Source organism: Streptomyces sp. NPDC093544 (genome assembly GCF_040683495.1).
Taxonomy (GTDB): domain Bacteria; phylum Actinomycetota; class Actinomycetes; order Streptomycetales; family Streptomycetaceae; genus Streptomyces.
Genome location: NZ_JBFBEA010000004.1, coordinates 208,488 through 223,026, shown reverse-complemented (window position 1 = coordinate 223,026; position 14,539 = coordinate 208,488). Strand labels below are relative to the sequence as shown.

At 69.5% G+C, this 14,539-nt stretch carries 9 protein-coding genes; 4 read left to right on the top strand and 5 right to left on the bottom strand.

Annotated features, from left to right (window positions below; all coding sequences use genetic code 11):
- Window positions 1-86: 86 nt before the first annotated feature.
- Window positions 87-2,006, bottom strand: a complete 1,920-nt coding sequence (locus AB0N66_RS07195; protein WP_365429858.1) for an NAD-binding protein — start codon at window positions 2,004-2,006, stop codon at window positions 87-89.
- Window positions 2,007-2,200: 194 nt separating this feature from the next.
- Complete coding sequence (locus AB0N66_RS07190) at window positions 2,201-3,088, bottom strand: alpha/beta hydrolase (RefSeq protein ID WP_365429856.1); 888 nt, start codon at window positions 3,086-3,088, stop codon at window positions 2,201-2,203.
- A gap of 238 nt (window positions 3,089-3,326) precedes the next feature.
- On the opposite strand from AB0N66_RS07190, the gene AB0N66_RS07185 reads away from it, so the two are divergent.
- Entirely contained in the window at window positions 3,327-4,523 is a 1,197-nt protein-coding gene (locus tag AB0N66_RS07185; protein ID WP_365429854.1) for a helix-turn-helix domain-containing protein, read from the top strand.
- A gap of 73 nt (window positions 4,524-4,596) precedes the next feature.
- On the opposite strand, the gene AB0N66_RS07180 is transcribed toward AB0N66_RS07185, so the two are convergent.
- Complete coding sequence (locus AB0N66_RS07180) at window positions 4,597-6,009, bottom strand: condensation domain-containing protein (RefSeq protein WP_365429852.1); 1,413 nt, start codon at window positions 6,007-6,009, stop codon at window positions 4,597-4,599.
- 424 nt (window positions 6,010-6,433) lie between these two features.
- Between AB0N66_RS07180 and AB0N66_RS07175 the strand changes: the two genes are divergently transcribed.
- From AB0N66_RS07175 to AB0N66_RS07165, 3 genes are all read left to right on the top strand, one after another.
- Window positions 6,434-7,654: an amidohydrolase family protein gene (locus AB0N66_RS07175; RefSeq protein WP_365429850.1), complete on the top strand. Its 1,221-nt coding sequence runs from the start codon at window positions 6,434-6,436 to the stop codon at window positions 7,652-7,654.
- Between the two features lie 143 nt (window positions 7,655-7,797).
- Window positions 7,798-8,019 (top strand): ferredoxin, encoded by a 222-nt coding sequence (locus AB0N66_RS07170; RefSeq protein ID WP_365429848.1) that lies wholly within the window; start codon window positions 7,798-7,800, stop codon window positions 8,017-8,019.
- A 66-nt stretch (window positions 8,020-8,085) separates the two neighbouring features.
- On the top strand, window positions 8,086-9,009 hold the full coding sequence (locus tag AB0N66_RS07165; protein ID WP_365429846.1) for an FkbM family methyltransferase: 924 nt from the start codon (window positions 8,086-8,088) through the stop codon (window positions 9,007-9,009).
- 95 nt (window positions 9,010-9,104) lie between these two features.
- On the opposite strand, the gene AB0N66_RS07160 is transcribed toward AB0N66_RS07165, so the two are convergent.
- Together AB0N66_RS07160 and AB0N66_RS07155 are read right to left on the bottom strand one after the other, a co-directional pair.
- A complete protein-coding gene (locus AB0N66_RS07160) occupies window positions 9,105-9,872 on the bottom strand; it encodes a glycosyltransferase (RefSeq protein WP_365429844.1) in 768 nt (255 codons plus the stop codon).
- Between the two features lie 455 nt (window positions 9,873-10,327).
- Window positions 10,328-14,401 carry an AAA family ATPase gene (locus AB0N66_RS07155; protein ID WP_365429842.1) on the bottom strand — a complete coding sequence of 1,358 codons (4,074 nt, stop codon included), beginning with the start codon at window positions 14,399-14,401 and terminating at the stop codon, window positions 10,328-10,330.
- Window positions 14,402-14,539 lie beyond the last annotated feature (138 nt).

The window sequence follows — 14,539 nt, the reverse complement described above, 5'->3', positions numbered from 1 at the left end:
GATACGGGACGGGTAGGGGCGGAGGGGGCGAGAAACTCACCCACCTCCACCTCCACCCCCACCCCAATCCCCCTGCCCCCTTCGCCCTACGCCCCCGCCCGCTCCCGAGCCCGCCGCCCCAACAACTCCGCCAACCCCCGCCGGGTAGCCGCCAGCACCACCCGATCCTCAGCCCGCAGCACATACGTGGAGGGAAGGTCCCACACCAGCCCGGAAGAGGACCGAGGGGACCTCGGGGAAGACGGCGACGACGGGGACCTGGAGGACGACGCGGGCCTCGGGTCGGTGTCCAGCGCGAGCACCCGCCACGCCCCCGCCCGAAACGCCTCCCCCACGGTCCGCCCCTCCAACTGCGCATGCCCGCCCACATCGAGGGCCGCGAACAACAACACCCGCCGCTCCACAGGAATCGCCCCGAGAATCTGCCGCCCCATCATCGCCCCGGCGAACGCGGGCGCGGCCAGATGGGACACACTCCGGCTCCGGGTGAGAGCACCCGGATGCGCGGCCCGCAGGGTCCGGTACACGGCGGTCGCGAAGTCGTCGTCGTACAGCCGAAGCACCACCCGCAGTTCGGGCTGCACGGTCCGCGCGTACAACGCGGCTTCCAAATTCGTCGTATCCGCACTGGTCAACGCCAGCAGCGCATGCGCCCGATGGATCTTCGCGGCCTCCAGTACGCCTTCCTGGGTCACATCCCCGAGCACCACAGGCACCCGCAACCGCCGGGCCAGCGCCAGCCCGCGCGCCTCGGGGTCGGCCTCGATACAGACGACGGGAATGTGCAGCTCACGCAGGCGCGCCAGCACCCGCGTGCCGATCTTGCCGACCCCGAGCAGCACCACATGCCCGGACAGCCCGCGCGGCGGACGCCGCAACGCGGACCCGCTGCGGAAGGTGCCGAGTGCCTCAAGGACGGCGGCGAGGAGCACCGGAAGGAGCAGCAACCCGACGAGCCCGGTGAGGAGTTGAAGCAGTTGTTCCCCCATCGGCCGCCCGATCGCGGGATCGTTGATGGCGAAGAGGTCGAGCAGCGTCAGGTATGTCGCATGCAGCGGATGGTCCCTGGTGACGATCATCGACGCGACCGCGAGGCCGATCACACACGCCACGAGCCCCACGAACGACCACCGCAGCCGCCGCGACATCAGCGAGCCGAACGGCACGACGCTGCGCCCCGGGGGCGAGGAGGGCCCGGAGTACGAGACGGTCTCCAGTACGACGGTTCCGCGTCCGGTGGCGGCGGCGATCGCCCTTTCGTCGGGCAGCAGCCGGGGTCCCTGCGCGCCACTGCTCTCGGACCCGTCGGCGCCGGCGGGGTCGCTGGCCGTGGTGGACAGCAGCGCCAGGGTGCACAGCCCGGGATCGGCGACCTCACCGGGAGCGGGCGGCGGGCGTTCCACCGCGCGCAGCATCAGCCCGTCCGTCTGAACGACCTTGCTGGTGCCGGCCACGGCGGTCGCGGCCAGTGCCGGCGCGGCGGTGTCGGCGTCGGACAGGACGGTGGTGGACGCGTCGAACCCGCCGGTGTCCTCGCCCTCTCCGGCGGCCGCCAGCGCCGAGGCCTGGTCGAGGAGCGCTTCGATGTGCTGGCCGAGGCGCCGGTTGTAGAGGCGCAGGACGAGGCGGATCCGCGGGTTGAGCCGCCGGGCGGTGAGGGCGGCCCGGATGTTCGTCTCGTCGTCGTCATAGACCAGGGCCAGCGCGGCGGCCCGCTCCACGCCCGCGTCGGAGAGCACCGGCTCGGTGAGTTCGGCGGCCTCCAACACGCGCTCGGTGCCTGGAGGTTCGGTCGTCCGGGCGTTCCCCGGATCGCCGTTCCCGGCGGCCCGGTTGACCGCCGCGGACACCCGGTCGAACAGCGCGGTGGCCCGCGTCCGCCCCACCACAGGTGGACGCACGCTGCGCTGGGCGGGCGGCACGACCAGGGTCACCTGCTCCCCGTACACCCCGCGCAGTTCGGCGGCCAGCCGGTGCGCCAGGGCGTCGTCCCCGGACACAATCATGTGTGCGGTGGCGTCAGTTGACGCGCCCGGTGTGCCAGGTGTGCCCGATGCGTTCGATGCGCTCTGAGACGGAAGGTTCACCACAGGAGAGAAGACTGCCTCACCTGTACGAGTGGTTCCACCAGGTCGGCCGTCGACGACCCCGCGCAGGAGGGGCACACCACCTCGGCATGCCCCTCGTACCGCCGGCCGGATCAGCCGTTGGGGCAGGTGCCCCGGTACTGGCTGATGTTGTCGTTCGGCGCGGGCGTCGGGCAGAGGAACTGGTCGTAGCGGGTGTCGTCGTCGACGAACCGCTTCAGCCAGGACAGCGCGTACTTGCCCACGGTCGCACTCTCACTCGCCGGAGCGAGATGATCCCCGCCGTTGAGTTCGAGATACGCCTTCTCAGGGGCGGCCGTGATGCTGGTGTACTGCGGGATGGCGTGCGAGGCGACGGGAGCGATGACGTCGTCCTCACCGCCGATGATCATCGTGGGGACCCTGTCGCCCTCCCAGGTGGTGTCCGGCTCCCAGGGCGCCAGCGGGATCGCCGCCTGGAGGCTGGGCCGGCTCACCGTGGCCCTGAGCGTGCCGCCGCCGCCCATGGAATGGCCCATCACGGCAAGGCGGTTGGCGTCGACACGGTCCCTCACGGAGCTGCGCGTGGTGAGGTGGTCGAGGGCCGCGAGGAGTTGCTGGCCCCGCGCCTCCGGCAGGTCCGTGCCGTTGAAGGTGTCCAGCGTGAACACGACGAATCCCTGCGAGGCCAGCCGCGGGCCCAGCCACTGGATCACGGCCTGCGGGGAGACGAAACCGGGGATGACCGCGACCGCGCCGAACGTGCCCGCGGCGGTGGATGTCGGGTAGTAGATCGTGCCGTTCTTGAAGCCGGTTCCGCTGCCGGACGGCACGTTCAGCTGGCTCACGGCGAAGGTCCCGCGGGAGGCGGTGACACTCGCCTCGGTCGGGGCAGGTCCGCGTTCGTACGGGTTCTCGGCCGCGCCGGCCTGGCTGTTTACGCCGAGCGCCACGGCCAGCGAGAAGCCGGTCAGCAGCACTCCGAGGCGCCTTGCGGCAGCAGACCTCGTGGAGGATCGCATGGAGGGTATTCCTCTCGTGGGGTGCGGGTTCGAGAGGAATGGTGGAAGCGGCGCGGCGGGCGCGCTGTATGGGACGGCGGGCAATTCGGGGCGGTGTTTGTCGCTTCTCCGCAGGGTTGGCCTCGGGCGACAGTTTCCGGAACCCGGCTTGTCACTCAGGTGAGTTGACGGATATTCAATACGCCAGGAGCCTTCCTCCGTGACCTACCTACCGTTAGCCCCGCCGGTGCCAGGGACCGTGTCGGACCTGCTCCGCCCCCACCTTCACGACGCCGTCGCGGAGATCGAGCACCAGGTCCGTACTCACGTCCTCGGCGCCGGACAGCCCCTGGACGGCGACTACGAGCACATGGTCCACCAGGTCATCAGCGAGACCGTCGCGCACTTCGTCGACTCGCTGAGCCGGGACGAGGCCCGCGGGAGAGAACTCCGTACGTCCGAACTCCGCGCGCTCTACACCAAGTTGGGCGCCGAGGCCGCGCGCAGGGGCCGTAGCGCCGACCTGTTGCAGAGCGCGCTGCGGCTGAGCGGCCAGATCGTGTGCCGCCGGTTCATCAAGGACGCCTACCGCTTCTCCTGGCCGCGGGAGACCCTCGCCACCCTCACCGACAGCCTCTTCGAACTGCTGGGCAGGGCCGCCGACGCCGGAGCGCAGGGGTACGCCCGTCAGCAGGGCCGGATGGCGAGCGACCGCGCCCATCACCGCACCCGGCTGCGCGACCTGCTGCTCCGCGACCCCCCGCCCGCGCCCGACGCGCTCACCGCCCAGGCCGGGGCCGCCGGCTGGACCGTACCCCACACGCTTGCGGCGATCGCGCTGCCGCCGACATCGCGCACACATCCGCCCGGCCGGGTGCTGCCCCCGGACATCCTGCCGAACTGGGACCCGCCGGCCCCGTATCTGATCGTCCCCGACCCCGACACCCTCGGGCGGGAACGCCTGCACACCCTGCTCGCGCCACTCGGCAGCATCGGGATCGGCCCCACCGTCGCCCCGTCCGGCGCCGCGAACTCCCTGAGCTGGGCGCGCCACACGCTGCTGCTCATCGAACGGGGCATCCTCCCGTCCGACGGTCCGGTCCGCGCGTCCGACCACACGGCGCTGCTGGCCGCCGCCCGGGCTGAAGACCTCATCGGCACCACCGCGACCCCTCTCCTGAACCCCCTGCTGGCGCTGCCCCCGGCCCGCCGGGCCCCTCTCCTCGCCACCCTCCTCACCTACCTGGAGTCCGGCGACAACGCCGTCACCACCGGCAAGCGGCTGCGTGTCCACGAACAGACCGTCCGCTACCGCCTCCGCCGCATCACCGAGCTGACCGGCAGCCTCTTCGACGACCCCGCCCAGCGCCTCGACCTGATGCTCACGCTGACCTGGCTCGTACACGCGCCACCCGGTCGTGCGGCGGGGAAGCGTACGGGCACGGCGGAGTCATGAGGGGCCAACAGGCACTGCCCGCCCGGGCGCGGACCCCGGAGGTGCCGGACGGGGAGGGCGGTACGGGGGTGCCTCAGACCCGGGCTCGGGCGGTCAACTCCTCCTCCCGGCTGTGCGCGACCGAGACGATGTGCTCCCGCAGTCCCTCGGCGTACAACCGCATGTTCTTGTACGCGATGTCGGTGGCCGGATAGCGGCTGGCGAACTGCAGGCCCTCGTGCACCCTGGTGAGCCAGGCGCACACCTGGTCGCCGTACGAGATCCGGATCAGCCCGTACGCCTTCAGTTCCTGCCACCGCTCCGAACCCGGGGTGTCGCGCGAGTCGACGAGCGAGACGATCGAGTACAGGTCGGGGGAGGTGGGCCGGAAGTCGGAGCCCAGCAGGTGGAGCACGCGGGCGATGGGCATCCGCGACAGCGGCCGGCTCTCCCGCAGCGCGGCGCGGACCATCTCCAGCGCGCTGTCGAAGTCCGTCGCGCGGGCCACCGGAATCTCGATCGGCGCACCGCCCACGTACCAGCCCATCGAGGCCGACCACTTGGACTTCGCCCGGGTGTGGAACGGCACGACAGTGCGGTACACCTCCTGCCCGCCGATCTCGCGGACGATGAGGGCGGTGGCCGCGAGAATACCGACCAGGCTTCCCCCATACGGTCGGCAGTACGCCTCGAAGGCCGCCGCGTCCGTGTCGTCCACCAGCATCTCGTGCATGAACTTCTGCGCGGGCAAAGGACCTTCGGGGTCGAGGCCGAGGTCGACGGGGAAGCCCGGCAGTTTCCCGTCGCACTGGGCGATGAACTCCCGCCAGCGGGCGACGATCGCGTGCGTGTCGTCGATCTCGTCGGCCTGCGCGCGCTCGATCGCGCAGAAGTCGACGTAACTGGCGACCGGTGCCTCGGCCAAGGTGCGGCCTTCGAGGCCGGCTTCGTAGAGTTCGTGGATCTCGGAGGCGATGCGGTGGAGCGAGTATGCGTCGACGTTGCTGTGGTCGAACGCCATGTAGACGCTCGCGCCGTCCTCCCGGACGACCGCGGTGTAGATGAAGTTGGGCCAGGTGAGTGCGTCCGCCGCCACGTCGAAACGGTCCTGCAGGTACCGGGTCAGCGTGGCCGCTTCGGCGAAGTCACCGACGTCCTCGCGGTGCAGTACGACCGCCTCGGCGTCCAGCGTGAACCGCCGCATGTCGTCACCGACCCAGCGGAAACCGCTGCGCAGCGTCTCGTGCCGAAGTGTCCAGTTCCGTAAGGCCTGTTCGAGTACGTCGAGATCGACCGCCCCCGGAATGTCGAACGCGGTGCCCAGCCAGGTGGGCACGAACAGCCCGTCCTCTCGCACTGTTCGCGCCGTCCGGACATGCGACTCCTGCACATACGCGGGTGGTCGACCGTCCTCCGGCAGTCCGGCCGCGTCCTCGACGGCCCTTGGATGCAACGTCCACTCCACGAGACATCCGGGCCGGATCTCGCAACGCTGGATGTCGGTCATTCGCACAGAGCTCTCCGTTCGCATGCCCTCGGGATGCAGACAGGGCAGTGGAGGGGCGGACACGACCGGACCAACGATTCGGATGATCGGAAAGAAACGCCGTGGCCGAACGGGAGGCGAACGAAAGGGCTGAGCAGTGGATCGGGCTGAGCAGTGGATACGGAGGGGCTGCCGAGGAGGGGGACCCCTGTCACAGATGCAGCATCGACATCACCTCGGGGCTTCGCACACCCGTCGGCACCCGAGGCAGCTCCTGGCCCGGCCGCAGCCGGCCCGCCTTCTCGGCGGCGGCGCAGGTCCTTGCTCTTGCCTGCCGTGGGAGTGGTCGCCTAGCCTGAATTCGTGAATCTGATGGACCGTCAGATACTCATCAGATACCCGTCAGATACGAGTCGAGGATTCGACAGGCAGCAGGGGGTAAGTCGTGGTCAGTACCGAGAGCGGCACCGGGGATCTCCCCAGGGTCATCAGCGTGGACGACCACGTGATCGAGCCCGCGCACCTCTTCGAGACGTGGCTCCCGAGCAGGTACCGCGACCTGGGGCCGCAGCCCTTCACCGCCGGTATCGGTGACCTCCAGTACATCGGCGGGAAGTACCGGTTCACCACGGACCCGAACGGCCAGATCACCGACTGGTGGAGGTACGAGGGCGAGGTCTTCCCGTACAAACGCATCATCGCGGCCGTCGGCTTCTCGCGGGACGAGATGACTCTCGACGGGATCACGCGCGAGCAGATGCGGCGCGGCTGCTGGGACCCGAAGGCGCGCCTGGAGGACATGGACCTCAATCACGTGGAGGCCTCGCTCTGTTTCCCGACCTTCCCGCGGTTCTGCGGGCAGACCTTCGCGGAGGCCAAGGACAAGGAGGTCGCGCTCGCGTGCGTCCGCGCCTACAACGACTGGATGGTCGAGGAGTGGTGCGGCGACAGCGGCGGGCGGCTGATCCCGCTGTGCCTCATCCCGCTGTGGGACATCGACCTCGCCGTCGCGGAGATCAGGCGCAACGCGGCCCGTGGCGTGCGGGCGGTGACCTTCAGCGAGATTCCGACGTACCTGGGGCTTCCGTCGATCCACTCCGGCTACTGGGACCCGTTCTTCGCGGTGTGCGAGGAGACCGGGACCGTGGTCAACATGCACATCGGCTCGTCGTCACAGATGCCGGCGGCGTCGCCGGACGCACCGCCGGCCGTCCAGGCCTCGCTGAGCTTCAACAACGCGATGGCGTCGATGATGGACTTCCTGTTCTCCGGTGTCCTGGTGAAGTTCCCCCGCCTCAAACTGGCGTACAGCGAGGGCCAGATGGGCTGGATCCCGTACGCCCTGGAGCGCGCCGACGACGTCTGGGAGGAGCACCGGGCGTGGGGCGGGGTGAAGGACCTGATCCCGGAGCCTCCCTCGACGTACTACTACCGGCAGATCTTCTGCTGCTTCTTCCGCGACAAGCACGGCATCGCGTCGATCGAGACCGTGGGCGTGGACAACGCGACCTTCGAGACGGACTACCCGCACGTCGACTCGACATGGCCGCACACGAAGGAGGTGGCGGCGGACCACGTGGCCGGGCTCTCCGAAGAGGTGACGTACAAGCTGTTGCGGGGGAACGCCATCCGGATGCTGCAACTCCCGTTTGACCAGGGCAAGTAGACGTCGGGGCGCCGTCGATTCAGTTGGTTGTCTGGCGGGCGGTCAAGGCGGGCAGTCAAGTGGGGAAGTCGGAAGTCTCCTGGCTTCCGACCCGCTCGTCGGCCCGCTCCGAGGGACGGCGCCCTCTTGCAACTGGAGTGCGAATGAAGGTCTCCGTCAACCGCGAGGTGTGTTACGGCTCCGGCGACTGCGCCCACCGGGTCCCCGCCGTCTTCGCTCTGGTGGACCCCGGATACGGATCGGTCCTGCCCGGCCACGAGGACAGCGGTGACGATCCACAGGTCCGCGAGGCGGCCGACTGGTGTCCGTCCCAAGCCATCGTCATCGCTGAGACTGAGACTGAGACTGAGACTGAGGCTGAGTAGGAGCCGAAGAAGTAACCGAGGAGCCACGCGCTACGGTTTCCGCCGGACCGGCGGAGAGGCGAGCGGATGAGCAACCCCATTTCGGAGGCCCTGGTCACCGTCGGTCGCGGGTATGTGCGTGGCGCTCCGGGCTCGTTCGGCAAGGCGCTCCTTGCCGCGCGTTTTCTCAATCCGCACCTGAGGGAGCACCCGCGCCGACGGGTCGTGGAGACGCGGTTCGGTGCCCGGTTCGCCGTCGACACCCAGGACCTGATCCAGCGGTACCTGTATCTGTTCGGAGTGTGGGAACCGCACATGACGAGCTGGCTCCAGAGCCGGTTGAGGCCGGGTGACGGTTTCATCGATGTCGGAGCCAACATCGGTGTGTTCAGTGTGCTGGCCTCGCAACTCGTCGGTGAGGAGGGCCAGGTGGTCGCGATCGAGGCCTCGCCGGTGTTCCACCAACGGCTGTTGCAGGAGGCCCGGCTCAATGAGTGCCGCAACCTTCGCGCGGTCAACGCCGGAGTCTCGGACAGCCGCCAGACGCTGACGTTCGTGCTGGCGAGCTCGCGCAACATGGGGGCGAACAGCATCGTTCCCTATGACGGCCCGGCGGAATCCACGTTCGAGATCGAGGCATGTCCGCTGCCTGAGCTGCTTGATGCCTCAGAGGTCGCCAAGGCCCGGGTGATCAAGATCGATGTGGAAGGCGCGGAAGGAAAGGTCGTCCGCGGCCTGGCGCCCATCCTGGACAAGCTCCGGCCGGATGCGGAGATCTCGATCGAGGTCACGCCTGATCGGATGGCTCAACTCGGCGACTCGGCAGATGAGTTGATGAAGACGATGGTCGGCGCAGGCTTCCACGTGTACCGCATGGAGAACGACTACGCCCCGCAGAGCTACCCGCGTGCGCTGAGTGGCACGCCTCGTGTTCCGGTGCGCTGGCGGGGGCCGCTGCTCGGCGAGAGCGACTTGATCTTCTCCAGACTTGATGTCGAGGTGCTGGTCTGAAGGAGGGCGGCTTCCCCTCCGGCCTGGACGTGCGTGGTCCGTGCGCGCATTCGGCGGTCGGGTCAGTTGGAGGGCCGCGCGGTCGGGGGGTCCGCTCAGTCGGGGACCGGATAGCGCCAGCCGAAGGAGGCCAACGCTCTGGCCCTCGCCTCCACGACAGCCATACGAGCTTCTCGTTCGGCGGGGTCGACGTGCGAGGTCTGGCCCGTCGCCTGCCCTTCCCACTTGCGGTAGAGAAGTCCGACCTCCTCCGAGAACCATCCCCGGCTGACGGCGTTCAGCGCGAGGAGCAGACCGGTGTCCTCGGATGCCGGCAACGCCATCCACCCGCCGAGCGCGAGCACCAGGTCACGCCGTGCGAAGAGCGAGGCCGGGTGCACCTGCGCGCGGAAACCGTTCGACGGCCAGAAGTCGAGCACGGCCCCGCGTTCGATCGGCCCGTGGCCCGGGTCGCCCGGAAAGCCGGTGGTGGAGCCGTCGGGAAGGAGGTCCAGGGCCCGGGAGGTCGCCCACCCGATGGTGCGGTCACCTTCCAGGGCGGTCAGATCGCGGGCGAGGACGCCCGGAGCGAGCTGGTCGTCGGCGTCCAGCACCTTGACGTACTCGCCGTCGGCATGGGCGAGGGCGATGGTCCGGGCGACGCCAGGGCCGCCGGGACGGTCTTGGCGGCCTTGGCGGAAGGTCACGCGGTCGTCCTCGGGCACGTACGGGGCGACGGCGTCGGTCTTCCCGTCCTCCTGGATCACCCAGTGCCACTCCCAGCCGTCCGGGAGCGCCTGTTCGCACAGCGACTTGTAGGCCTCCGGCAAGAAGTGGGCCGAGGGCCCGTGGACGGCGGTGACGATGATGATGCGCCCGCTCACGGCAGCGGTCACCACCTTTCCGGGGGAGTGGTGAAGAGCGGCTCTGACTCAGGCGTCAGCCTATGACCTCTTCAAGACGGCCCGACGAGTGGAAAAATTCACGCTGAGGCTGAATTCTTACGGAGATTCGTTCTGAAATTGATCGGTGCCATGCTCGATCGGGGCCGGACCGGCGACCGATAGCGACCGATAGCGAAATTCATGGTCGACAGGGAAGAAGCCGGCACGGAATAAGTCGACATGGCGGAACGAGGCATGGCGAAACGAGACACGGCGGAACGAGACATGAAAGAACCCGACCGCTGGAGACGGGGGATGCACCAGCGATCGGGTCGAACCCAAGTCTAACAAGGCTGATTCGGCGGCGGGAGCCGACTGCCCAGCTGTAACGGTGAGTTGTGATCGGGATCACGTGGCGCGGCCGGTCTCCCGGTGCGGTGGCCGGTGCGGCTCCGCTACTGGTCGCACGGGGGATCGTACGAGAGGCGAGGCAGATACTCGTGCCATTTCGCCGATGTCAGAACACCACGAGTAGTCGAGCAGATACGGCGAATTGCCTCGTCGACGTCGAGGTTCCAGAGCCGGACGGTATCGGCGCCGCTCGATACTCCGAGCATGTGGCTTTTGGGACTGAACGACAAGAAATTGCCCGTCTTGGCGTTGGGGCTCATCGATTGACCGATGGGAGAGGCCTCGGACGGGTCGGCGACGTTCCAGAGCCGGACCGTGTTGTCGTTGCCGCCGCTCGCCAGGGTGTGGCCGTCCTGGCTGAACGTCAGCGACACGACGGCTTCGGTGTGACCGGTGAGCGGCGAGCCCAGCCGGGTCGCCTTGAGGGGGTCGGTGATGTTCCAGAGCCGAACCGTGTCGTCGTCGCTGCCGCTGGCCAGCGTATGGCCGTCCGGGCTGTAGGAGAGCGCGTTGATGGGTCCGAGATGTCCCGTGAGAGGTGAGCCGAGCTGGGCGGCGTGGCGGGGGTCGGCCACGTTCCACAGCCGGATCGTGTCGTCGGCGCTGCCGCTGGCGAGAGTGCTGCTGTCCGGGCTGAAGACGAGGGAGTTGACGTAGCCCTTGTGGCCGGCGAGCGGCGTGCCGAGCGGGAGAAGGCGGGACGGGGCGGCGGCGTCCCAGAGCTGAATGGTGCGGTCCTCGTAGGCGGTTGCCAGCATGCGCCCGTCCGGACTGAAGGCCAGCGTGTCGGGGCCCGCGAACCGTGTCCGCAGTTCGACGGGCGACCCGTAGGAGACAGGGCGGGCCGGGTCGGTGACGTCCCACAGCTGCACGGCGCCTGCCGTCAGTACCGCGAGGGTGCGGCCGTCGGGGGAGAACGCCAGTGAACGTACCTCGGTCTCCGCGGGCGTGATCGCGTCGCCCAGTGACGCCGGCCGGTCGGGGGGCGCCACCTTCCACAGCCGGACCCTTCCGTCGCGCGCGGCCGTGGCCAGCACCTGACCGTCCGGGCGGAAGGCGCCTATCCGGCCGATCATGTCCGACGTCGGGATCGACCACAGGCGGACCTTGCTGTCACCGCTCCCGGTGGCGAGCGTACGGCCGTCGGGGCTGAAGCCCAGGGCGTACATCTCGCCACTGCTCCCCGCGAGAGGCTCGCCGACCTGCGACGGGTACGCCGGGTCGCTGACGTTCCACAGGCTCGCCGTACTGTCCGCGCTCGCCGCGGCGATCATCGTTCCGTCGGGGCTGAAGGCCACCGACCAGATGGGACTGGTGTGGCCGGTGAGAGGTGCGCCGAGCTGGGCGGCATGACGGGGGTCGGCGACGTTCCAGAGCCGGACCGTATTGTCCGCGCTGCCGCTGGCGAGCGTACGGCCGTCGGGGCTGAACGCCACGGAGTGCACCAGGTCCGTGTGACCGGTCAACACCTTGCCGATCCGCTTCGGCTGCCGCGGATCGGCCATGTCCCACAGCCTGACCGCGTCATCGTCGCCGCCGGCCGCCAGCGTCCGTCCGTCGGGACTGAAAGCCACAGAGCGTACGGCGGCCGCAGCACCGGTCAGCTCACCGAGCGCCTTCGCGCGCCCCGGGTCGCGCACGTTCCACAGCCGTACGGTGTGATCTTCGTTGGCGGAGGCCAGCGTCTGTCCGTCCGGGCTGAAGGCGAGCAGGTAGATCGTGCCGCCGTGGCCGGTCAGGGGCGCACCGAGCGCACGCGGGTGGCCAGGATCCCGCACGTTCCACAGTCTGATCGTGCCGTCGTCGGAGGCGCTGGCGAGGGTGTGTCCGTCAGGGCTGAACACCGCGCTGCTCACCCAACTCGTGTGACCGGTAAGGGGTTTGCCCAGCTGCTTGGGGTGCGTCGGGTCCGATACGTCCCACAGCCGTACGGTCCTGTCGTAGCTGGCGGTGGCCAGGGTCCGCCCGTCCGGACTGAACGAGGTGAGGTAGACGGCGCCGGTGTGGCCGAGGAGCGGGGTGGCCAGCGGTGCGTTCACGATCGAGATCAGCCGGTTGTTCGCACCCTCGTCGCCGGGCCGCAAGTGGTGCGCCACCAGGTCGAGTTGAGCGGACAGCGACGGGTCCGTGTACTGGACGCGATCGGCTTCGGCGACCACCTGCTCGAACACCGCGTCGTTCCGCTGCTGCCACGCGACCACCGCCGAACCGACGGCCAGCACCGCCAGGACGACCAGGGCCGACACCGCGCCACGGCCGATCCAGACCGTGCGCTTGCGCAGCCTGACCGAGGCGGCCAGGAACTCCACCGCGCTCCGGGTCAGGAAGGTGTCTCCGGCGGACTTCGCCCAGGCACGGGCCTGTTCCAGTCGGGAACCCCGGTAGAGCAGTGACGTGTCGCGGCTCGAACCCTCCCAGGCCCTGCCGTCCTCCTCCAGCCGCTGGCGCAGCAGGTTGCTGTTCTTGTCCTCGTCGATCCAGTCGCGCAGGCGCGGCCAGGCGTGGAGCAGCGCCTCATGGGTGATCTCCACGGTCTCCGCGTCGAGTGTCACCAACCGGGCCCGAACCAGCGCTTCGAGCGACTCCTCCGTCTTGCCGGGATCCGTCGACTCCTCCGCCAGTTGACGCCGCGTCCCCCGCCTACGGGTCGCCTGCGTGTCCTCGCCCAGCCGGACCAGCCGAAGGAGGAGCAGCCGCGCGGCCGTGCGTGCCGCCGGGTCGAGACCGGACCAGGCCCGCTCGGCGGTCGCCGCCACCGCTCCCTGGATGCCGCCCGCCGCGCGGTAGCCGGCCAGCGTGAGCCGTCCCGCCTTCCGTCGCTGCCAGGTGGCGAGCAGGGCGTGGGAGAGCAGCGGCAGCACCCCCGCGTCGTGCGTCCCGCGGGGGCCGTCGGCGCTCAGTTCCCGGACGATCAGCTCCGCGAGCCCCGGTTCGAGTTCCAGCCCCACGGCCTTGGCCGGGCCGGTCACCGCTTCGCGCAACTCCGCGGTGGCCAGCGGCCCGAGCACCATGTGCCGGTGCTGCAGCGCGTCGGCCAGTTCGGGATACCTGAGGCACTGCTCGTAGAAGTCGGCGCGTATGCCGAGGACCACGAGCACGGGGGCCGGGTCACCGGGATCGGTGGGATCGGCGGGCTCGGCGGGCGAGCACGCGGCGTGCAGGACCTGGATGAAGGCGCGCCGGTGCGCCTCGTCGGAGCAGAGGGTGAACGCCTCCTCGAACTGGTCCACGATGAGGACAGGACGGCCGCCGAACGACGCCTCGCGTCGGGCCCATGCGGTGACGGCCTCCCGTACGCCGTGCGCGAATCGGGGAGTACAGGGGTCCTTGGCGTGGTCTTTGGTGTGGTCTTTGGTGGGATCCTCGGCCGTCGGCTCCTCCGTGGCGGAGACGACCTGCGCGAGCTCGGGTATCCGGCCGGTCAGCTCCGCGAGGGGATCGCCTCCCGGCACGAGTTGCAGAACCACCCTTGCCTGGCTGTTGTCGTCGCCCCGTACGCCGTTCCGCAGCGCGGGCACCAGACCGGCGTTCAGCAGGGAGGACTTACCCGCCCCCGAGGCACCCACGAGCATGACCAGGCCACCCGTGTCCTCCGCCGCGCTGAGCTGAGCGATGAGGGCATCCGTACTCCGCTCGCGGCCGAAGAACCATCGGGCGTCTTCCTGACGGTACGAAGCCAGCCCCCGGTACGGGCACACGCCGGCGCCGGTCGGGGCTTCGACGCCGGATTGCTCATCCTCCTCAGCCGAGGCCACGGCCGCCGAGGGGCGGTCGCCGACGGGGTTGGCCACCGCCTGCTCCCACAGCCGCTGCCACTGGGCCAGTTCGTACAGCCCCGGGGACACCGGCGCGGGCCGCGAGCGCCGTGCTTCGGGGATCAGGATCTGTAGCACCGCGGCGAGGGCGGCGAACTGGGCAGGCACGTTCCTGGCCCGTCGCCAGTCACTGATGCGCTGGGCGGACACCCGTACGGGCCGCCCTTTTTCGTCGATCCGCTGAAGCCGTACGACCGCCTCGGCCACGCGACTGAGGGGAGGATTGCCGGCTTCCTTGTACAGCAGCGCGAGACGCTCCGCGAAGGCCGTGCGTGCCCCTGAGTCGGAACTCAAGGCCTCCACCCCTTACTTCCCGCGCACCTGAACATCCGGACCGGAAAACTCACCTTATACGGCTGACCTGCGGCTAAGTAATCGCTCCGGTACCGGAACCTCCTCCCCGGCGGCCACAACTGGCAGGATCGCGATGCACCGACGAAA

Excerpts from the sequence above, each read along its gene's own strand:
- AB0N66_RS07190 (WP_365429856.1), bottom strand. The coding sequence starts at position 3,088 with ATGCGATCCTCCACGAGGTCTGCTGCCGCAAGGCGCCTCGGAGTGCTG.
- AB0N66_RS07195 (WP_365429858.1), bottom strand. The coding sequence starts at position 2,006 with ATGATTGTGTCCGGGGACGACGCCCTGGCGCACCGGCTGGCCGCCGAA.
- AB0N66_RS07180 (WP_365429852.1), bottom strand. The coding sequence starts at position 6,009 with ATGACCGACATCCAGCGTTGCGAGATCCGGCCCGGATGTCTCGTGGAG.
- AB0N66_RS07170 (WP_365429848.1), top strand. The coding sequence starts at position 7,798 with ATGAAGGTCTCCGTCAACCGCGAGGTGTGTTACGGCTCCGGCGACTGC.
- AB0N66_RS07165 (WP_365429846.1), top strand. The coding sequence starts at position 8,086 with ATGAGCAACCCCATTTCGGAGGCCCTGGTCACCGTCGGTCGCGGGTAT.